This window comes from Actinoplanes sandaracinus (assembly GCF_030009775.1).
GTDB classification, from domain to species: domain Bacteria; phylum Actinomycetota; class Actinomycetes; order Mycobacteriales; family Micromonosporaceae; genus Actinoplanes; species Actinoplanes sandaracinus.
In genome coordinates, this window is sequence record NZ_JASCTH010000007.1 from 19,908 (window position 1) to 39,570 (window position 19,663).

Sequence of the window (19,663 nt, forward strand, 5' to 3'; positions counted from 1 at the left end):
TGAGAAGCGTAGCCAGACGCTTCTTCTCGTTCTCGCTGAAGTAAGTGCAGCGCGCCGCCAGGCGGTAGAAGGGCCGTCTAGGTTGTGGGGACCGGGCCGGTGCTCGCGCGGTGGAAGATGCGGACCGGCGGTCCGGGGTGTTCGACCGGCGGAGCGCCGTCGAGGGCCGCCAGCAACGCGCGGGCCAGGGTGATCCCGTGTTCGTGCACGTCGATGCTGAGCGCCGACAGCGGCGGGACGGCGAGCTCACACAGCGGCGAGTCGTCGTAGACGAGCAGGCTGATCTGCTCGGGCACCGCTATCGCGGCGCGGCTCAGCTCCTGTTCGGCGGCGACGGCCATCACGTCGTTGTCGAAGATGACGGCGGTCGGCGCGGGGTCGCCGGCGAGCAGGTCACGGATGCCTCGGACGCCGCTCTCGGCGCTGTAGTCGCCCTCGACGATGTGCACGCGCACACCGTGGCGGCCCGCCGCCGCGAACATCGCGGCCGTGCGTTCGGCGGTGTGGACCAGCTCGGCGGGGCCGCTGACCCGGCCGATGGCCCGGTGGCCGAGGGAGACCAGCAGTTCCACCGCCTCGGTCATGGCGCCGCCGTCGTCGGTGACGACCCGGGCGAACCCGGGGGCGTCGGCGCGGCCGGCGAGGACGGCGGGCAGGCCGAGTTCGGCGAGCCGGGCCGGGCGCACGTCGTCGTGGACGAGGTTGACCACGACGACGGCGCTGACGGTGCGGTCGCCGGCCCACCGCCGGTAGGTGGCGAGTTCGGCGTCGAGGTCGGGCACGACCAGGAGCAGGACGGTGACGCCGTGCGCCGCCAGGGCCTGCTCCATGCCGGCGATGAGTTCCATGAAGAACGGTTCGACGCCGACCCGGGCGGCGCTGTCGGTGAGCACCAGGCCGATCAGGCCGCCGCCCGGGGCCGGCACGTCAGCCGACCTTGGCGGGGGTGGTCAGCACGTTCGCCGAGCGCAGCACCTCGGGGGCGGAGAACGCCTCGCCGTCGACGGTGGCGGTCGTGGTGACGGTGAACGTGTGGGTCTCCCCCGGCAGCAGGTCGACGAGCATGGTGTCGACCGTCGCGCCGGGGTCGACGCGATCGGCGAGCACGGCCACGTCCCGGGCGAACGATGCGGCGGTCACGGTGACCGAGTATCCGCCTTCCACGGCGACGGTGTGCGCCCGGACCGCCGCCGGGTCGTAGGCCAGGCTGTGATCCTCCGCGAACAGGTGGGTGGCGCGCTGCCCGCCGACGTCGGCGACCAGCACCTCCCGGTCCGGCTGGGTGACGGCCAGCAACGCGGGGTCGAGGTCGATCAGCCGCACGGAGCGGGCCGGCACGTGCACATCGACGCTGGTGACGGCCCGTTCGACGCCGTCGAAGCAGACCCGGCGCAGCCGCGCGCCGCCACGCCACGGCTCATCGCTGTCGTTGACGGCGGCGAGCACCACACGGCCGTCGTGCTTCTGGAAGGACAGAAGCCGGGGGGCGTACGCGTGACGCAGCGCGTACCAGGCGGGTTTGAGCCGCCCGGCGCCGTCGACGACGGCCCAGGAGGTGACCGGCCAGCAGTCGTTGAGCTGCCACAGGATGCTGCCCATGGTGCGGGGCGCGTGCGAGCGCAGGTGCCCGATCGCGTACGCCGTGGCCCGAGCCTGATTGAGCTGGGTCGCCCAGTGCCAGGCGGCGAAGTCGTCCGGCACCGCCATGTGATGGGCGAGCCCGCGGTCGAGTTTGCCGTTGCCGTCCTCGGCCTTCTGGTGCAGCAGGAACGTCGGCGAGTCCTTGCGCAGCTCGCCGGGGGGAATCGTGGCGACGAGCGTGGACCACGCCGGAGGGGCCTGCCAGCCGAACTCGGAGCAGAACCGGGGCACGAAGTTGTCGTGGTGGGTGTAGTCCTCCCGGTTCCAGGCCTCCCACTCGTGGCGGGTGCCGTACCGGTCGTCGTTCGGGTGCGCCCCGGAGGAGAGCGGGCTCGACGGGCTGCCCGCGTGGTAGGGCCGGGTCGGGTCGAGTTCGGTGAGCAGCGCCGGGAAGTCCTCGTAGTAGTAGCCGGCGCCCCAGGAGGCGCCGTTCAGCTCCTCTTTCCAGTTCCAGTCCTCGTGGCCCCAGATGTTCTCGTTGCCGCCGTTCCACACCGCCAGCGACGGGTGCGGGCTGAGCCGGGTGATGTTCTCCCGGGCTTCGGCGAGGATCTCGGAGCGCAGCGGCTCCTCCTCGGCGTAGGCGCCGCAGGACAGGGGGAAGTCCTGCCAGACGAGGACGCCGCGTTCGTCGCAGACGTCGTAGAAGTCGTCGGACTCCCAGATGCCGCCGCCCCAGACGCGCAGCAGGTTGGTGTTGGCGGCGACGGCCCGGTCCACGGCGGCTTCCAGATCGGCGCGGGTGATCCGGGTGAGCAGGTGGTCCTCGGGAATCCAGTTGAGGCCGAGGACGAAGACCTCCCGGTCGTTGACGACCAGGGCGAAGCGGTCGCCGTGCTCGTCGGGGCTCTCGTCGAGGCGCACGTCGCGGAACCCGACCCGGCTGTGGTGCTCGTCGAGGATCTCCTCACCGGCCAGCAGGGTGACGGCGACTCCGACCAGCGGCTGCTCGCCGTAACCGGCCGGCCACCAGGTCGGCGCGTCCGGAACGGCGATCTCCAGCACGCCGCGGTCACCGTCCAGCGCGAGCCTCTCGGTCCGCTCACCCACGGTCACTTCGACGATCAGGGGTACGGCCGACGCGCGCTCCACCTCGACGTGCACGGTGAGGCGGTCGCGGGTGGCCAGCGGCCGGGCCGCGGCGAGGCGGGCGGTGTGCCAGCGCTCCAGCCGGACCGGCTTCCAGATGCCCGCGGTCTGCAGGTCGGGGCCCCAGTCCCAGCCGAACGAGCAGGCCATCTTGCGGATCGCGTTGAACGGGTGCGGGTACGGCCGGGGCCTCCGCCCGAGCTTCCGCTCGTTCTCCTCGGCGTACTCCAGGGCGGAGCCGAAGTGCACGGTCAGCGGGATCGCGCCGTCGCCCAGCAGGTGCCGCACGTCGAACCGGTAGCCCCGGTGCATGTTCGCGGTGCGGCCCACCTCGACGCCGCCGAGTTCGATCGTGGCGACCGTGTCGAGGCCGTCGAAGACGAGATCGACGCGCTCGCCGGGAGCGGCCGGCGCCGCGGTCAGGGTGGTGTCGTACCGCCACGACGTGCGGTGGAACCACGCCAGCTCGGCCTCGTTGGCGCCGAGGTAGGGGTCGGGGATCAGCCCGGCCGCGAGCAGATCGGTGTGCACGGTGCCGGGCACGACCGCGGGCAGCGCCGACGCCGCGATCTCAGCCGGAACCGGCCCGCCGGTGGCCTGGACTGTCCAGCCGGTATGAAGGTCGGTCTTGAGCATGGGGGCGTGCTCCTGTCGTGTCGTGAGATCTGCCGCTGGCGTGCCGGGCGCCCACATTCTTAAGCTACTGAACGAAGTCCGTCAACGACGAACCGGAGGCACGATGCGGCCGAACCCCGCCCCCGACAGCGCCGGCCTGGTGCATCTGAGCGCCGCCGGAGTCAGCGTGGTGCTCGACTGCCGCGGCGACCGGTTCCCCTCGATCGTGCACTGGGGTGACGCCCTCGGCGACCTCTCCGCGGAGCGGCTGGCCGGACTGGCGCGGGCGGTGGCGCCGCAGCCGATCGGGTTCTCCGCCGACACGCCGGTGCGGGTGTCGCTGCTGCCCGAGCAGTCGGCCGGCTGGCTCGGCCACCCCGGTCTGGCCGGGCACCGTGACGGGCGGCACTGGTCCAGCGCGTTCCTCCTGACCGGAGTCGCACGCGACCGTGCCGACGGCGTACGCCTGGAGGCTGCCGACCCGGTCGCCGGGCTGGACCTGGCCGTGGAGATCGAGCTGGACCCGAGCGGGGTTCTGCGGGCGCGGGCGCGGCTGACCAGCACCGGCGACGGGGTGTATTGGCTGGAGCACCTGACGCTGTTCCTGCCGGTGCCGGCCGAGGCCACCGAGCTGCTCGACTTCACCGGCCATCACCTGCGGGAGCGCTCGCCGCAGCGGACCGCTTTCACCCACGGCCTGCGGGTTCGTGAGAACCGCACCGGCCGCACCGGCTACGACTCCGCCTACGTGCTGTGCGCGGGCGCCGCCGGCTTCGCGAACCGGCGTGGCCGGGTGTGGGGTGTGCACACCGCGTTCTCCGGCGGCTCCCGCACCGTGGCCGAGCGCGACTATCACGGGCACTCCGCGCTCGGCGGCGGCGAGCTGCTGCTGCCCGGCGAGGTCGGATTGGCCCGGGGCGAGAGTTATACGACCCCCTGGTTGTACGCGTCGTTCGGCGCGGACGGCCTCGACGAGCTGGCCGGGCGCTTCCACACCCTTCTGCGCTCGCGCCCGCACCACCCGGCCACGCCACGGCCGGTCGTGGTGAACACCTGGGAGGCGGTGTACTTCGACCACGACCTCACCCGGCTGACCGCCCTGGCCCGGGCCGCCGCCGAGGTCGGCGCGGAACGGTTCGTGCTCGACGACGGGTGGTTCGGCTCGCGCCGCGACGACACGTCCGGCCTCGGTGACTGGACCGTCTCCCCCGACGTGTGGCCGGACGGGCTCGGCCCGCTCATCGACGTCGTCCGCGGCCTCGGCATGGAGTTCGGGCTGTGGGTGGAACCCGAGATGATCAGCCCGGACTCGGACCTGGCCCGCGCGCATCCGGACTGGATGATGGCGGCCGGCGACCGCCTGCCGCCGGCGGCCCGCTCCCAGCAGGTCCTCGACCTGCACAACCCGGCGGCGTACGCCCACGTGCGCGACCGCCTCGACGCGCTGCTGCGCGAGCACGACATCGCCTACCTGAAGTGGGATCACAACCGGGACCTGGTCGACGCCGGGCACCCGGCCACCGGGCGGGCCGGGGTGCACGACCAGACGCTCGCCGTCTACCGCCTGCTCGACGAACTGCGGGCCGCCCACCCCGGGGTCGAGATCGAGTCCTGCTCGTCCGGCGGCGGCCGCGTGGACCTGGAGATCCTGGCCCGCACCGACCGGGTCTGGGCGTCGGACTGCATCGACGCGCACGAGCGGGTGCCGATCCAGCGGTGGACGAGCCTGCTCGTACCCCTGGAGTTGATCGGATCGCATGTGGGCGCGCCCCGCGCGCACACCACCCAGCGGGAGCTGCCTCTCGATGTGCGGGCCGGGACCGCGATCTGGGGCCACCTCGGCATCGAGTGGGACCTCACCCGGGCGTCGCCGGCCGAACTCGCCCGGCTGGCCGAGTGGGTGGCCCTCTATAGGGAGGTCCGCGGCCTGCTGCACAGCGGCACGCTGGTGCACGGCGACGTGGCCGACCCGGCCTACGAGCTGACCGGGGTGGTGGCCGCCGACGGCTCGGACGCGCTGTACGCGCTGATCGCCACCGCCACCAGCGAGAACTACCCGCCCGGCACGGTCGCCCTGCCCGGCCTCGACCCGGACCGGACCTACGCGGTGCGGCCGCAACCGCCCGGGGACCTGCCCGACGGCAACGCCGCCGCCTGGGGCGCCGCCCTGCCCTGGTGCGCACCCGGGGGCGTCGACCTGCCCGGGCGTGTGCTCGGCACGTCCGGGCTGAGATTGCCGGTACTGTATCCCGATCGTGTGATGCTGGTGCGGGCCACAGCGGCAGAACGGGGAGGCCGTGGGACAGGTAGCCGGTGAGGCTTCCCCGGCGAGCCGCAGGCGTGGCCCGGGCGCCCGGGAGAGCATCCTCGACGCGATCCGTGCCGCCGGCCGGCTCAGCCGCGTCGAGCTGGCGGCGATCACCGGGCTGACCGAGGCGGCCGTCTCGATGACCGTGCGCCGCCTGCTGGAGGAAGGGCTGGTCGTGGAGACCGGCCGCACCCCCACCGGCGGCAAGCCGCGCACCCTGCTGCGGCTGGACCCGGCGGCCCGCCTCGCCGTCGGCGTCTATCTGGACCGCGACACCACCACCTATGTGCTGACCGGCCAGACCGGCGGTGTCATCTCCCGGCTGGCCCGCCCGGCGCCCACCGGCGACCTGCTCTCCCACCTGGCCGCCGACATCGACGTCCTGCTGGCCGGCTCCGGCGTGGACCGGGCCCGCTGCTTGGGCGTCGGCCTGGTCTGGCCGGGCCCGCGCAGCGGCGTCGCGCGCCTCGACGACACCCCGCCGCATCTGCGCGGCTGGGACGGCGAGCAACTGGGCCGCGACCTGGCGGCGGCGGCCGGCTGGCCGGTTCTGGTGGAGAACAATGCCACCGCGGCGGCTGTCGGCGAGTACTGGGTGGCCCGGGTCGGCCCGGAGCGCGCGTTCGCCGCGCTGTACATGGGCAGCGGCATCGGCGCCGGCATCATCGTCGACGGCCGCGCCATGCGCGGCGGCCACGGCGGCGCCGGCGAGTTCGGTCACGTGTGCGTGCTGGTGGACGGGCCGGAGTGCTGGTGCGGCAGCCGGGGTTGCCTGGAGGCGCTGGCCGGGCCGCGGGCGGTGGTGGCGGCGGCGCTCGCCGATCCGGCCGCCGCCGCCGAGGCGGGCCTGGATCCGGGGGCGGCCCGGCGTGGCGCCGCCACCGACTTCGCCGCGATCGCACGCGCCGCGCGGGCTGGCGCTCCGCGCTGCCTGGCGCTGCTGGAGGACTCGGCCCGCTATGTGGCGGCCGCGGCGGAGTCGGTGGTGAACCTGCTCGACATCGACCTGGTGGTGCTGACCGGGCCGGGGTTCGCCGCGGCGTCGTTCGTCTACGGGCCGGCGATCATGCGGCGGGTGGGGGTGGCCGACGCCCGCACCTGGCGGCGGTCGGTGACCGTGACGGTGTCGCTGGCCGCGGCTACCGCCTCGGCCACCGGGGCCGCCGCCCTGGTGCTGCAGTCCCACCTGCGCCGCTGACGACCGGCCGCCGGCTCAGGCGGGCTGTCCGGTGTCCGGGCACATGTTCTCCTGTGCCGCCTTGATCATCGCCCGCTCCACGTACTTGGGCAGGGGGGTGTCGGCGATGAGGTCCTCGACGGTCGAGCCCGCGCGGAGACTGGCACACGTGGCCACCGCCACGTTGATCGCCGCCTGCTTCGTCGACGGCACGGCCCACCCGTTCGCGACCAGGAACGAGTCGGACGTCAGGTCCCGCCAGAACCCCGCCTTGCCGGGAAGGCCCTTCGGTCCGCGCTCGCCCACGGGACCCCGCAGCCCGGGCGTGCCCGCGACGCCCCTCTCGCCGGCCGGCCCGGCGGCCCCGGCCGCACCCCGCGGGTACGTCCCGGTGGCCATGGCGACACCTGCGCCGGTGGCCGTCCCCCAGCCGAGAGCGGCCAGGACCACCACGATGGCGACCGACCGGGTCATCCCTGTTCTCCCTGCGGTCCCGCGGGTCCCTGCGGGCCGACCTGGCCGGCGGGTCCCGGAGCCCCTGGAACGCCCTGCGGTCCCTGCGGTCCGGTCGGCCCTTCCGGCCCCACGCCGTTGAAGATCAGGACGGTGAGCACCGCCGCCGCCAGCCAGCCCAGCACCGCGATCAGCGCCGCCGTCGTCATGGAGATCTTCAGGGTCCGGCCGCCGCCGTCCGGGCCCGACGCCGCGACATCGTGCGGCGCCGCCGGAGGCGACCACGGCGGCTGCGGCGCGCTGAGCCCGGCGGGCACCACGCTGCCCGGCGGCGAGCCGGGGTGGTACTGCGCGGGAACGGACGGCACGGGAACGACCTGGGTGGGCACGGCCTGGGTGGGCACGGCCTGGGTGGGAACAGACGGCGGCGGGCTCCCGGCGCCGTCCGGCGCCGGCGAGTGCCCTTCTGCCGGTGACGCACTCGCCGCGTGGTGGGGAAAAGTCACAAGGCACTCCTTCGGATCTCTGTGGGCGGTCCCGGTGGGTCTCCCGGAGTAATCCTCCAGCGGTGCCTGTGTGCACGGTGCCCGGAAATGGACCGGGCTGGACAGGGTTGGACACGGTGCCGGGACTGGTCAGGCGAAGGGCTGTCCTCGTCCCGGCGGGCCGGCCGCGATCCTTTCGCGACGCCGCGCCCTGAGGGTCACCGACGGTCAGCGGCGCAGTTCGCCCAGGCGCCGCTCGGGGTTGGGAGCGGCGTCGGCGAGTGTCCGGGTGTACTCGTGCCGCGGACGGAGGATGACGTCGTCGGCCGGGCCGCGTTCGACGATCCGGCCCTGGTACATCACCAGGATCTCGTCGGAGAAGTGCCGGGCGGTGGCCAGATCGTGGGTGATGTAGAGGACGCCCAGGTCCTCTTCCCGTTGCAGGGTGGCCAGCAGGTTGAGCACTCCGAGGCGAATCGACACGTCCAGCATGGAGACCGGCTCGTCGGCGATGAGCACGCCCGGTTCCGGGGCGAGGGCGCGGGCGATGGCGACCCGCTGCCGCTGGCCGCCGGAGAGCTCGTGCGGGCGGCGCCGGGCGACGTTCGCCGCCGGGGTGAGGCGAACCCGTTCGAGCAGGTGCAGGACCCGGCGGCGCACGTCGGCGTCGGTCATCGCCGGATGGTGCAGCCGGATCGGCCGGGCCAGGTGATGCTCCACGCTGTGGAACGGGTTCAGCGAGGCGAACGGATCCTGAAAGATCATCTGCACGGTACGGCGATAGCGGGCCAGTCCCGCCCCGCGGCGGGCGACCGGCTCGGAGTCGAGCAGGATCTCACCGGAGGTGGGGCGTTCCAGTTGGAGCAGGAGCTTGGCGACGGTGGACTTGCCGCTGCCGCTCTGCCCGACCAGCGCCACGGTCCGGCCGTGGCCGAGGGTGAAACCGACGTCGTCGACGGCGCGCAGCGTGCTGGTCCGCAGGCCGTGCCGCAGCCGGTACTCCTTGCTCAGCCCATGCGCTTCCAGGGTGGTCACGAGGTCTCCTTCGCGGCGCCGGCGTCGATCGCGTCGAGGGCGAGCAGCCGGTCGTCCAGCGCGCCGCGCACGAACGAGCCGCGCTCGCCGGTCAGGCTGGGAAAGGACGCCAGCAGTTGGCGGGTGTAGTCGTGCCGGGGATCGGTGTAGAGGTCGAGGGCGTCGCCGAGTTCGACGATCTCCCCCTGGCGCATCACCGCGATCCGGTCGCTGATCTCCAGCAGCAGCGGCAGGTCGTGGGTGATGAAGACGACCGCGAAGCCGAGTTCGCCGCGCAGCCGGGAGATCTCCCGCAGGATCTCGCGCTGGACGACCACGTCGAGCGCGGTGGTCGGCTCGTCCATGATCATGATCTGCGGTTCGAGGGCCATCGCCATCGCGATCATGACGCGCTGCCGCATGCCGCCGGACAGCTCGTGCGGATAGGAGTTCAGCCGGGCCCGGTCGACGCCGACGCGTTCGAGCAGATCACCGCAGCGGTCCCGGCGCTCCCGGCGCCGGAGCGCGGGCCGGTGGGTGCGGAAGATGTCCTCGAACTGGTCGCGGATGGAGATCACCGGGTTGAGCGAGTTCATCGCGCCCTGGAAGACCATGGAGATCTTGTCCCAGCGGGCCGCCCGCAGATCCTCCGGGCCCAGGTCACCCCAGTCGATGTCGTGTCCCTCCGGGGAGTGGAACACCGCCCGCCCCGAGGTGATCATCGCGGGTGGTTTGAGCAGGCGCACGATGCCGTACGCCAGGGTGCTCTTGCCGCAGCCGCTCTCCCCCGCCAGGCCGAGCACCTCGCCGCGGCGCAGCGTGAGCGAGACGTCCTTGACCGCGTGCACGGGCGGATCGACCAGGTAGTCGACGCTGAGGTTCTCGATCGTCAGCACCGGACGGGTCACAGCGTGGACTCCTTGGCCTTGCGCAGTTGCTCGGACGACATCCGCCAGCCGCGGCGGGAGGCGCGGGTCTGGCTGCGCAGCTTCGGGTTGATGATCTCGTCGATCGAGAAGTTGATCAGGGAGAGGGCCGCGCCGAAGAGCGCGAGCAGCAGACCGGGGGGCACGAACCACCACCACGCGCCGAGCCGCAGGGCGAGGCCGTTCTGCGCGTAGTAGAGCATGGTTCCCCAGGTGAACGAGCCGCTAGCGCCCAGGCCCAGGTAGGACAGCCCGGCCTCGCCGAGGATCGCGAAGATGACCGCGAACACGACCTGTGAGGCGAGCAGTGGGATCAGGTTGGGCAGGATCTCCACGGCCAGGATCCGCCAGCGCTTCTCCCCCGCGACCCGGCAGGCCAGCACGTAGTCGCGGCCGCGCAGGCTCAGTGTGGAGCCGCGCAGCACCCGCGCCGACCCGGCCCAGCCGGTGATCGCGAGGACGAGGGAGACCAGCAGCAGGCTCTTGTCGGGCACGTAGGCGGAGATGACGATGACCACGGGCAGGCCCGGGATGACCAGCACGATGTTGGTGAACAGGGAGAACAGCTCGTCGAGCCACCCGCCGGCGTAGGCGCCGACGATGCCGAAGAACGCCGACAGCAGCAGGGTCAGAACGCCGACGATCGCGCCGACGATGAGCGAGCCGCGGGTGGCGTACGCCAGTTGGGCCAGCACGTCCTGCCCGGTCTGCGTGGTGCCGAGCAGGTGGTCGCCGGAGGGCCCGGCGAGCCCGATGTCGCCGACCCGCGACGGGTCCTGCACCAGCAGCGGGCCGAGCAGGCCGAACAGCACGACGGCGCCGCCGAGGATCAGGCCGGCGGCGAGTTTCGCGGTCAGCGGCGGCCACGTGGGGCGCCGCCGCGTGACGGGTGCGGTGAGGGCGACGGTGTCCGCGGTCAACGCGATCTCCTCTCAGCTCCGCGCCCGGATGCGCGGGTCGATGACCGAGTACAGGAGGTCGACCAGGAGGTTCGCGCCCAGCACCGCCAGCGTGATGATCAGGAAGATGCCCTGCATGAGGGCGTAGTCGTTGCCGCCGACAGCCTGCAGCAGCGCCGATCCGATGCCGGGGTAGGAGAAGACCGCCTCGGTGACGATCGACCCGGCGACGACGAAGCCGAGACTGATGGCGAAGCCGGAGATGGACGGCAGGACGGCGTTGCGAGCCGCGTACCGCCGCATGATCCGGCCCGGGCGCAGGCCTTTCGCCTCCGCGGTGAGCATGTAGTCCTCGGACAGGGTGGACACCATCATGTTGCGCATGCCGAGCATCCATCCGCCGGCCGACGACACGATGATGGTCAGCGCGGGCAGGGCTCCGTAGTAGAGGACCGAGCCCAGGAACTCCCCGTTCCAGCCGGGCGTCACGGTGTAGACGTCGTAGCCGCCGTTGAGCGGGAACAGCGGCCAGACGCTGCCCAGCAGGAAGAGCAGGATCAGGGCCAGCCAGAAGTACGGCACGGACTGGAACATGGTGGTGACCGGGATCAGGTTGTCCAGCCAGGAGCCCCGCCTCCAGCCGGCGAGGGTGCCCAGGCCCACGCCGGCCAGGAACGAGATGACGGTGGCCAGCCCGATCAGGCCGATGGTCCAGGGCAGTGTCCGCCCGATGATGTCGATGACCGAGGCGGGGAAGAACGTCACGGAGACACCCAGGTCACCGGTGGCCAGGCCGGCCAGGTAATCGCCGTACTGGCGCGGGAGGGGCCGGCTGGAGTCGGCGCCGAGGAGCGCCTCGATGGATTGCCTGGTCTCCGGCGTGACCGGCCCCTTCTGCCCCAGTTTCGACATCATGATCTCGACCGGGTCGCCGGGCATCAGTCGCGGGATGCAGAAGTTGACGGTCAGCGCCGCCCAGAGGGCGACCAGGTAGAACCCGAATTTGCGGATCAGGTATCGCATGTCGTGCGTTCCCCGGCGCCGGCCCGGCTACTTCGCCGGCCGGAGGTTGGCCATCACGATGCCGTTGTCCCAGATCTTCCAGGAGGCGGGCAGCGCGTACTTGTTCTCGTTGGTCGGCCACCCGGTGGCGCGGCTGGTGTTGAACTCGGTGAGCAGCGAGTTGACGTAGATCGGGATGTAGGGCAGGTCCCGCACGATCTCCTTCTGGATGATCGCGTACTGCGCCTTCTGCGCGGCCTCGTCGTTGGTTCCCGCGGCGGCCTGGAGGGCGCTGTCCACCAGCGGGTTGCTGTAGCGGGCGTAGTTGCCGCTGGTGCTGGCCGTCTCGCCGACCTTCGCGGTCGTGACGGTGGCGTACTTCGCCTGGTAGGTGTGGTAGGGGTTGTTGTTGGCGCCGAGGCCGATGGAGTCCAGCGACAACTGGAACTTGCCTTGGACCTGGTTGTTGTTCCACTCGTTCCAGGACACCTGGGCCGGTTTCAGCTCGATGCCGGCTTCCTTGAGCTGCTGGGCCATCGCGTCGTTGAGGGAGATGAAGTCGCTCCAGCCGGTGACGGTCTGGATGGTCATCGACAGGCGCTGGCCGCCCTTGCCGCGGATGCCGTCGGCGCCCTTGACCCAGCCGGCCGCGTCGAGGATCTGGCCGGCCTTCGCGACGTCCGGGGCGCCGGGGATGGTGACGTGCGCCGGATCGGTGATCCACTTCTGGTCCCGCTCGGGCAGCAGCAGGGTCGGCGAGGCGGTGGCGGCGAATCCGCCGCCGGCGAGCTTGTTGAGCTGGTCCCGGTTGATCGCGTGGTGGATGGCCTGGCGGACGGCCGGGTCGGTCTGCGGGCCGGCGCAGCCCAGGGCGACGTTGGAGCAGGTGAAGACGGATGCGGTGAGCACCGGGGTGTTGACGTAGGAGAGCTCCTTGTGGTTCTTCAGAAGCTGGTCGAGCCCCGGCAGGAAGGAGCTCATCCAGTCCACCTGACCGGCGGTCAGCGCGGCGCTCGCGGCGTCGGCAGTGGCCAGGGAGATGTAGCGGACGTTCTGGATCTGCGGCTTGCCCGGCTGCCAGTAGGCGCTGTTCTTCTCCAGCACGAAACTCTGCGCGGAGAAGGTCTTCAGCTTGTACGGGCCGGTGCCGACCGGGTTCTGGTTGATGGTCTTCGCGGGGTCGGGGACCTTGCTCCAGACGTGTTCCGGGATGATCGGCGTGTGGCCGACGATCGACGCCTCGTCGGTGAACGACTTGGCGTCGAAGGTGAGGACCGCGGTCTTGTCGTCCTTGGCCACCGAGGACCGGAGTTTGAGGCCGGTGGCGTTGATCGCCTTGGTGCGGCGGATCAGATCGAACGTGAACGCCACGTCCTTGGCGGAGAACGGCTGCCCGTCGGCCCAGGTCACGCCGTCGCGGGTGGTGACGGTCAGTTCGGTGCCGTCGGCGTTCCAGGCGTAGGTGGATCCGAGCATCGGCTGCGGCGCCGCGTCGCTGGCGAGGTTGTACCAGAACAGGGCCTCGTAGATCATGCCGTTGGTGGGCTGGAGCTGCGTGGGCGAGAACGGGTTCCAGTTTTCGAGAATGGTGCCGTTCGCGCCGTTGAACACGGTGATCGAACTGTTCGCGGCGTTGGCGCCGGGCTTGCCGTCACCGGAGCCGGAGCAGCCGGCCAAGGCTAGTGCCATCACGGCGACGGCCGCGACGGCCCGCCGTGCGAAGACGTGAGACATCGGCGAATCCCTCGTTCGGATCGCCACCCGGCAGGCGGCGAGTCACGTGCGCGTGCCCCGGACCCGCACCGCGGACCAGGATTCATGAGCTTCGATCGATCATTATTAAGTGGCTTAAGTTTGCGTTGTCAAGTGCGACTCTTCGGGGCACGGGATCGAAGACGATCAAGGCCTGATCACTTGACACGGCTTAGTTAAAACAATTTAGATTCTTTGGGAGCGTGACCACCCTCGATTCCGTTCCCGTCTCCCGTCCCCCCGGGAGTCATCCCCACGACCGGCCGAGGAGTCCCGCGGCCGGGCAGGAGGCACAACCATGAGATCGAAATGGTGGGGCGGCCTCGCAGCCGTCCTGACCGCCGCCGTCGCCGTGTTCGTGGCAGCCCAGCCCGCCCAGGCCGCCGCCGGGTTCACCGTCTCCGGCACCCGGATAATCGACGGCAACGGCAACCCGTTCCTGATGCGCGGTGTCAACCACGCGCACACCTGGTACCCGACACGGACCGCCTCACTGGCCGACATCAAGACCCTCGGCGCCAACACCGTCCGGGTCGTCCTGGCCAGCGGACACCGCTGGACCAAGAACGAGGCCGCCGACGTCACCGGCGTGATCAACCAGTGCAAGGCCAACCGGCTGATCTGCGTCCTCGAGGTGCACGACACCACGGGGTACGGCGAACAGGCCGGCGCCGCCACCCTGGCCCAGGCCGTCGACTACTGGATCTCCATCAAGAGCGCCCTCGCCGGCCAGGAGAACTACGTCATCCTGAACATCGGCAACGAGCCGTACGGCAACGGCAGCGCCACCGCGAGCTGGACCGCCGACACCAAGAGCGCGATCACCCGCCTGCGTGCCGCCGGATTCCAGCACCAGATCATGGTGGACGCCCCGAACTGGGGCCAGGACTGGCAGTTCGTCATGCGCGACAACGCCGCCTCGGTGTTCGCCGCCGACCCGCAGCGCAACACCGTCTTCTCGATCCACATGTACGGCGTCTTCGACACCGCCGCGGAGATCAACGACTACCTCGGCCGGTTCCAGAGCGCCAACCTGCCGATCGTGGTCGGCGAGTTCGGGCACGACCACTCCGACGGCAACCCCGACGAGGACACCATCCTGGCCACCACCCGCCGGCTCGGCATCGGCTACCTCGGCTGGTCGTGGTCCGGCAACGGCGGCGGCGTCGAATACCTCGACATGGTCACCGACTTCAACCCCGCCCGGCTCACCTCATGGGGCCAGCGGTTGTTCAACGGCGCGGACGGCATCAAGGCCACCGCCGTCGAGGCGACCGTCTACAGCGGCCGGCCCTCCGGCAGCCCCAGCGTCTCGATCAGCCCCAGCACCTCGGTCCCGCCGGCCGGCGCCTGCACCGCGACGTACACGGTGACCAACTCCTGGCCGGGCGGCTTCCAGGGCACCGTCACCGTCAAGGCCGGCACCGCCGCCATCACCGGCTGGACCGTCGCCTGGACCTGGGCCGACGGCCAGCGCATCACCAACAGCTGGAACGCGGCCGTCACCGCCTCCGGTAACACCGTCACCGCCCGCAACGCCGGCTACAACGGCACCCTCGCCGCCGGCGCCGAGGCCAGTTGGGGCTTCACCGCCTCCCGGAGCGCCGCCAACACCGTCCCGGCGCCGGTGACCTGCACCGTCGCCTGAGCCTTCCTCTCGCCGGTGCCGTGGAGTCCCCGACCACGGCACCGGCCCGGCGATCCGTCCGCGGACGCTCAGAGTCCCACCGTGGCCCACACGACCTTGCCGCCGAGGGTGGGCATGGCGCCCCAGGCCACCGCGGCCGCGTGCACCAACAGCAGACCCCGCCCCCGCTCTGCCAGTGGGCCCGGCGAACTGGTGGACGCCGGCTTGCCCGGGTACGGGAACCGGCCGGCGCCGTCACGCACCGCTACGTGCAGCCCGGAAACGCCGCAGATGGTGGTGACGATGAAGTCGGTGCCGGCGTGCTGCACGGCGTTGGCGGCCAGCTCCGACACGATCAACAGGGTGTCCTCCAGCAGATGCGGCAGGTCCCAGACACCGCAAGCTTGCGTGACGAGATGACGGGCGGCCGGAACGGAATCCGGCCGGGCCGGCAGGCGGGCCTGTCGCCGGTCGGCACGCGACATCCGCTCGGCGACCGCTATGCGCGCGTCCCGCACCGAGTCGTACACCCGGGGCTGCGGTCCTCGGAGATTCCGGATCCGCCACGCCAGCCTTGTCTCCGGGTGCAGGCACAACGCCAGGTGCACCGGTGACGGGCCGAGCCGGACCTGGCGCCAGGCGGACAGCCAGAACGGCAGGCTCACCCCGTAGGGATCGCTCACCCCGCGCAGATCGGCGATGATCGAGTCGGCCGGTCCGGCCCCGCACAGTCGCAGGCCCTTCGACACCTGGTCGCACAGACGCTCCGACCACGGGCCGCGCGGCACCAGGTCGATCACCGCGGCGGCCGCGTCACCGGTGACGGTCACATCCGCACGACGGCGGTCCGTCGCGGTGAGAAGGTACGGCGGTTGAAGCGGGGGAAGCCGTGCGCTCCGGTCCACGCTGGTCATCGCCGACCGGCCAGGCCCACGCCACTCTCGCCGGGCCGCACGGCGGGCACCTGCACCACGAGACGGATCAAACGGTTCACGACGGCCACAGCTCTCTGAGCACCTTGTCACCACAGGGGCGCTACCAGGGTCTGAGGCAGCCTGCGAGGATGACGTGCCGTCGTCCTCCGACTGCAATCTATAGCAGCCCGCCGTCGATTGCCGACATCGTAGGGATGAACGGGCGCCCGGCACTGTCCGTCCGCATCGATCGCCCCGGCGGACAGTGCCGGGCGCTGAAGCGCAGTTCAGCGGGCCGCGTGCTCGGCGCGAGCCGGCGCGCCCACCTCGTGCAGATGGCGCAGGGCCTGCCGGTAGGAGGTGACCAAGCTGGTCTGCTCGTAGGCGACACCGATCTCGGCGCAGTACGCCTGCACGATGGGCTGCGCCTTGCGCAGGTTGGGCGTCGGCATGCCGGGGAACAGGTGGTGCTCGATCTGATAGTTCAGGCCGCCCAGCGCCGCGTCGGTGAGCCGGCCGCCGTGGACGTTGCGGGACGTCAGCACCTGCTTGCGCAGGAAGTCCTCGTCGCCGGTGGGGTGCGGCATGCCCTTGTGGTTGGGCGCGAACGTCATGCCGAGGTAGACGCCGAACAGCGCCTGGTGCAGCAGCAGGAACCCGGCCGCCGGCAGCGGCGGCAGGACGATCAGCAGCGCGGTCAGGTAACCGGCGGCGTGCAGGACGAGCAGCGCGCTCTCCAGCAGCGGGCGCTTCACCACACCGCCGCGCAGCGCCTTGACGCTGGAGACCTTGAGGTCCACGGCGAGGAGGGTGAGCAGCGGGAAGAAGAGCCCCGCCTGGTGCCGGGTGACGAAGCCCTTCAGCCCGCGACGGCCGAGAGCCGACCCGGTGGCCCAGATGAGGACCTCGGGTGCGACGTCCGGGTCGAGGTCGTCGTGGTTGGGATTGTTGTGGTGCCGGGTGTGCTTCTCCACCCACCAGCCGTAACTCATGCCGACCGCGAGGTTTCCGGCGATCCGCCCGGAGATCGCGCTGGGGCGTTTGGTGCGGAACACCTGGCGGTGGGCCAGATCATGGGCGATCAGCGCGACCTGGGTGAACGCGACGGCCAGGAACGCCGCGGTGACCAGCTGCCACCACGACGAGCCGATGAGGAAGAAGGCGGTCCAGCCGCCGAGGAACATGAGCGCGACGACGCCCATCCGGGCCAGATAGTACGCGGGCCGGCGCTCCATCAGTCCCTCGCTGGTGATCCGGCGCGACAGGACGGCGAAGTCGCTGCCACCCGCCCTCGCCGCCGGCGTCGGGATGCTCGTCGGTGCCGTGGTTGTCATGCCCCCATTCCACCGTCCCGGGCGTGCACGGTCAGGAGCGCTGACTCCCCACACCGTGGTGGTGCCAGCACCACCATCGCGCCGGCCGGCACCGGCCCGCCGCCCACGGCGGCCCGGCGGTTAGGATCTGCCGGTTGAAAGGTGGGCGATGACGACTCCGCTCCGACCGCTGCGCTGGTACGCCGTACTCGCGGTGGTGTTCTTCGGCATCGCCCCGGCGGTGATGCTGACCCTGCTGGTGATCCGTGGCGACACCCCGGGTTCGGTCGGTTTCCTGCTCGCCGGCGGCATCCCGCTGGTCATCGCGGCGATCGCGGTGGGCGTGCGGGGCCTGGCCGAAACCGATCCCCAGCAGGCCGCGAAGCTGCTGCACCGCAGCATGGCCTTCGTCGCCGGCGCGGACGTGCTGATGCTCGGCGGCAACGCCCTGCTCCGGATGACCTCGTCCTGACCGGCGCGAGCCGACCACCGGCGCGCACGCCGGGCGGGTCACGGTCCGGGGTGTCGGCTGATCACCGGCGCGCACGCCGGGCGGGTCACGGTCCGGGGTGTCGGATGATCACCGGCGGCCCGGCTCCCGGCGACGAGGAGCCGGACCGCGGTCCGCTCAGGGGGCGGTGACGCGGTAGACCGCGCCCGCCTGGTCGTCGCTGACGTACAGCGCGCCGTCCGGGCCCTGCACGGCCATCACCGGCCGCCCCCAGCGGCTGCCGTCGGCCAGCTGGAACCCGGTCAGCAGCGTCTGCTGCGGCCCCAGCTCACCGTCGCGCCAGGCGAAGAACGACACCTCCGGCGGGCGGGGCGGCCGGCGGTTCCACGAGCCGTGGATGCCCGCCAGCGCGCCGGGCCCGTAACCGCCGGCCAGCCCGGGCCGGGTGGCGAAGCTCAGGCCCAGCGGCGCCGAGTGCGCGCCCATGCCCTGCTCGGTCAGGGCGAGCGCGGCGCAGTCGAGCTTGGAGCCGTCCGGGTTGGTCTGGATGTCACGGACGAACGGCCGCCGGGTGTAGCTCAGCGGCGTGTCCTCGGCGCCGGGCTTCAGATCGGGGTCCGGGTTGCAGTACGGCCAGCCGAGGTCGCGGCCCTGGGTCAGCTTGGCAAGCTGCTCGAACGGGTGGTCGTTCACGTACCACAGCAGGACCTCGCCGGAGTCCGGCCCCTCATAGGGGTAGCCGACGTTGTCACGGTGGTTGACGGCCGTCCACACCGCACCGTCGGGGGCGACCGCGAGCCCCGTGCCGTTGCGCACGCCACGGGCGAAGGTCGCCGGCTCGCCGCCGCTCGCCGGAATCCGCAGAATGGCGGCCCGCTCCGGCTTCGCCTCCCGGTCCTCGGCCGAGACGTTGCCGGTCGAACCCACCGAGACGTAGAGCTCGCCGTCCTTGCCGACGGCCACGCTCTTCAGCGCGTGAGCGTAGGCGCCGCGCAGGTCAGGGCTCTTCTCGTCGGGCAGCCCGGCGGCCAGGACCCGTTTCCCCGACAGCGTCCCGGCGCGGTAGGTGAAACTGACGAGCTGATCGCTTTCGGCCACATAGAGCGTGTCCCCGGCGAAGGCCAGCCCATGCGGCTGGGTCAGCCCGTCGATCAGGGTGCGCTGCTGGGGCGGAGCGTCGCCCGGCCCGGGGACGAGTTCGACGATGTCACCGGATTTCGGCCGGGACACCAGCAGCCGCTGGTCCGGTGTCCAGGCCAGCAGCCGGGCGCTGGGCACCCGCGCCCAGACCGAGACCACCCAGCCCGGCGGGGCCTGCACCTGCCGGGCCTCGTCGAACGGCGCCGTGCCGGTTCCGGCGAGCGTGCGGACAGTCGTGGCGGCCAGCGCCGGCACCGTCGCCGCTGACGGCGAGCCCGGCGGCGGCGACACGGTGGCGGCGGGGGCCGGATCATCGGCGGCACATGCGGCCAGGGCGAGCACGAGGCCGCCGGCCAGCGTCGTACGAGCGAACGTCTTCACCGTTGCATTTCTACCCGGTCACTCACCCGGCGGCCCGTCGGACGACGGACGTGCGGTCCCTCCCCGGCCGGAGAAGGACCGTGCGGTGGTCCGGTCAGGCGACGCCGTCTTCTTGACGTCGCCGGAATTTCTCGTTCTGCTGCAGGGCCTCCTCGAGCTGGTCCTCGAGGATGATGATCCGGCAGGCGGCCTCCAGCGCGGTGCCCTGATCGACCATCTCCCGGGCGCGTGCGGCGAGGCGCAACTGGTAGCGGGAGTAACGGCGGTGCCCACCGGCGGACCGGAACGGGGTGATCAGTTTCGCCTCGTCGAGCCGGCGCAGGAAGTCCTGCGAGGCGCCGGCGATCTCGGCGGCGCGGCCCATCGTGTAGGCGGGGTAGTCGTCATCACCGAACATGTCGTCGGATTGGGCCATTCACACCTCCAAGACGAGGGCCCCGACGCGGAAGCGCCGGGGCCCAGGGATTGTGGGTTTT

General features: G+C 71.8%; 17 protein-coding genes. 4 read left to right on the top strand and 13 right to left on the bottom strand.

The features are described 5' to 3' along the window. Positions 1 to 77: 77 nt before the first annotated feature. Entirely contained in the window at positions 78 to 926 is an 849-nt protein-coding gene (locus tag QLQ12_RS11995; RefSeq protein WP_282759442.1) for a LacI family DNA-binding transcriptional regulator, read from the bottom strand. Between the two features lies 1 nt (position 927). Beyond that, positions 928 to 3,366: a glycoside hydrolase family 2 protein gene (locus tag QLQ12_RS12000; protein WP_282759443.1), complete on the bottom strand. Its 2,439-nt coding sequence runs from the start codon at positions 3,364 to 3,366 to the stop codon at positions 928 to 930. Positions 3,367 to 3,469: 103 nt separating this feature from the next. Here QLQ12_RS12000 and QLQ12_RS12005 point away from each other — a divergent pair, with 103 nt between their 5' ends. Further along, positions 3,470 to 5,662 (top strand): alpha-galactosidase, encoded by a 2,193-nt coding sequence (locus tag QLQ12_RS12005; RefSeq protein WP_282759444.1) that lies wholly within the window; start codon positions 3,470 to 3,472, stop codon positions 5,660 to 5,662. After that, entirely contained in the window at positions 5,643 to 6,851 is a 1,209-nt protein-coding gene (locus tag QLQ12_RS12010) for an ROK family transcriptional regulator (RefSeq protein ID WP_282759445.1), read from the top strand. The genes QLQ12_RS12005 and QLQ12_RS12010 overlap by 20 nt, the downstream gene beginning before the upstream one ends. 15 nt (positions 6,852 to 6,866) lie before the next feature. On the opposite strand, the gene QLQ12_RS12015 is transcribed toward QLQ12_RS12010, so the two are convergent. From QLQ12_RS12015 to QLQ12_RS12045, 7 genes are all read right to left on the bottom strand, one after another. Continuing rightward, positions 6,867 to 7,304 carry a DUF732 domain-containing protein gene (locus QLQ12_RS12015; RefSeq protein WP_282759446.1) on the bottom strand — a complete coding sequence of 146 codons (438 nt, stop codon included), beginning with the start codon at positions 7,302 to 7,304 and terminating at the stop codon, positions 6,867 to 6,869. Further along, positions 7,301 to 7,789, bottom strand: coding sequence for a hypothetical protein (locus tag QLQ12_RS12020; protein ID WP_282759447.1), 489 nt, complete (start codon positions 7,787 to 7,789; stop codon positions 7,301 to 7,303). The genes QLQ12_RS12015 and QLQ12_RS12020 overlap by 4 nt, the downstream gene beginning before the upstream one ends. Before the next feature lie 207 nt (positions 7,790 to 7,996). Continuing rightward, positions 7,997 to 8,803, bottom strand: a complete 807-nt coding sequence (locus tag QLQ12_RS12025) for an ABC transporter ATP-binding protein (RefSeq protein ID WP_282759448.1) — start codon at positions 8,801 to 8,803, stop codon at positions 7,997 to 7,999. Continuing rightward, entirely contained in the window at positions 8,800 to 9,690 is an 891-nt protein-coding gene (locus tag QLQ12_RS12030) for an ABC transporter ATP-binding protein (RefSeq protein WP_282759449.1), read from the bottom strand. Before QLQ12_RS12030 ends, QLQ12_RS12025 begins: the two co-directional genes overlap by 4 nt. Beyond that, the gene (locus tag QLQ12_RS12035) at positions 9,687 to 10,628 is read right to left on the bottom strand and encodes an ABC transporter permease (RefSeq protein ID WP_282759450.1); all 942 of its coding nucleotides are present in this window, start codon (positions 10,626 to 10,628) and stop codon (positions 9,687 to 9,689) included. The genes QLQ12_RS12030 and QLQ12_RS12035 overlap by 4 nt, the downstream gene beginning before the upstream one ends. A gap of 12 nt (positions 10,629 to 10,640) precedes the next feature. After that, positions 10,641 to 11,630 carry an ABC transporter permease gene (locus QLQ12_RS12040; protein WP_282759451.1) on the bottom strand — a complete coding sequence of 330 codons (990 nt, stop codon included), beginning with the start codon at positions 11,628 to 11,630 and terminating at the stop codon, positions 10,641 to 10,643. Positions 11,631 to 11,657: 27 nt separating this feature from the next. Then, on the bottom strand, positions 11,658 to 13,343 hold the full coding sequence (locus QLQ12_RS12045; protein WP_282759453.1) for an ABC transporter substrate-binding protein: 1,686 nt from the start codon (positions 13,341 to 13,343) through the stop codon (positions 11,658 to 11,660). A 316-nt stretch (positions 13,344 to 13,659) separates the two neighbouring features. Here QLQ12_RS12045 and QLQ12_RS12050 point away from each other — a divergent pair, with 316 nt between their 5' ends. Then, the gene (locus tag QLQ12_RS12050) at positions 13,660 to 15,009 is read left to right on the top strand and encodes a cellulase family glycosylhydrolase (protein WP_282759455.1); all 1,350 of its coding nucleotides are present in this window, start codon (positions 13,660 to 13,662) and stop codon (positions 15,007 to 15,009) included. A gap of 68 nt (positions 15,010 to 15,077) precedes the next feature. On the opposite strand, the gene QLQ12_RS12055 is transcribed toward QLQ12_RS12050, so the two are convergent. Both QLQ12_RS12055 and QLQ12_RS12060 read right to left on the bottom strand, forming a co-directional pair. Next, positions 15,078 to 15,818: an ATP-binding protein gene (locus tag QLQ12_RS12055; protein ID WP_282759457.1), complete on the bottom strand. Its 741-nt coding sequence runs from the start codon at positions 15,816 to 15,818 to the stop codon at positions 15,078 to 15,080. Positions 15,819 to 16,189: 371 nt separating this feature from the next. After that, a complete protein-coding gene (locus tag QLQ12_RS12060) occupies positions 16,190 to 17,236 on the bottom strand; it encodes a fatty acid desaturase family protein (RefSeq protein WP_282759459.1) in 1,047 nt (348 codons plus the stop codon). Positions 17,237 to 17,384: 148 nt separating this feature from the next. Between QLQ12_RS12060 and QLQ12_RS12065 the strand changes: the two genes are divergently transcribed. Beyond that, complete coding sequence (locus QLQ12_RS12065; RefSeq protein WP_282759461.1) at positions 17,385 to 17,687, top strand: hypothetical protein; 303 nt, start codon at positions 17,385 to 17,387, stop codon at positions 17,685 to 17,687. A 156-nt stretch (positions 17,688 to 17,843) separates the two neighbouring features. Here QLQ12_RS12065 and QLQ12_RS12070 read toward each other — a convergent pair whose 3' ends face one another. Both QLQ12_RS12070 and QLQ12_RS12075 read right to left on the bottom strand, forming a co-directional pair. Beyond that, positions 17,844 to 19,187 carry a PQQ-dependent sugar dehydrogenase gene (locus QLQ12_RS12070; protein ID WP_282759462.1) on the bottom strand — a complete coding sequence of 448 codons (1,344 nt, stop codon included), beginning with the start codon at positions 19,185 to 19,187 and terminating at the stop codon, positions 17,844 to 17,846. Positions 19,188 to 19,281: 94 nt separating this feature from the next. Continuing rightward, positions 19,282 to 19,602, bottom strand: a complete 321-nt coding sequence (locus tag QLQ12_RS12075; protein ID WP_282759463.1) for a MerR family transcriptional regulator — start codon at positions 19,600 to 19,602, stop codon at positions 19,282 to 19,284. Positions 19,603 to 19,663 lie beyond the last annotated feature (61 nt).

Bases quoted from the DNA above. Each gene is read 5' to 3' on its own strand.
- QLQ12_RS12000 (WP_282759443.1), bottom strand. From the start codon at position 3,366: ATGCTCAAGACCGACCTTCATACCGGCTGGACAGTCCAGGCCACCGGC.
- QLQ12_RS12005 (WP_282759444.1), top strand. From the start codon at position 3,470: ATGCGGCCGAACCCCGCCCCCGACAGCGCCGGCCTGGTGCATCTGAGC.
- QLQ12_RS12015 (WP_282759446.1), bottom strand. From the start codon at position 7,304: ATGACCCGGTCGGTCGCCATCGTGGTGGTCCTGGCCGCTCTCGGCTGG.
- QLQ12_RS12040 (WP_282759451.1), bottom strand. From the start codon at position 11,630: ATGCGATACCTGATCCGCAAATTCGGGTTCTACCTGGTCGCCCTCTGG.
- QLQ12_RS12045 (WP_282759453.1), bottom strand. From the start codon at position 13,343: ATGTCTCACGTCTTCGCACGGCGGGCCGTCGCGGCCGTCGCCGTGATG.
- QLQ12_RS12050 (WP_282759455.1), top strand. From the start codon at position 13,660: ATGAGATCGAAATGGTGGGGCGGCCTCGCAGCCGTCCTGACCGCCGCC.
- QLQ12_RS12060 (WP_282759459.1), bottom strand. From the start codon at position 17,236: ATGACAACCACGGCACCGACGAGCATCCCGACGCCGGCGGCGAGGGCG.
- QLQ12_RS12065 (WP_282759461.1), top strand. From the start codon at position 17,385: ATGACGACTCCGCTCCGACCGCTGCGCTGGTACGCCGTACTCGCGGTG.
- QLQ12_RS12075 (WP_282759463.1), bottom strand. From the start codon at position 19,602: ATGGCCCAATCCGACGACATGTTCGGTGATGACGACTACCCCGCCTAC.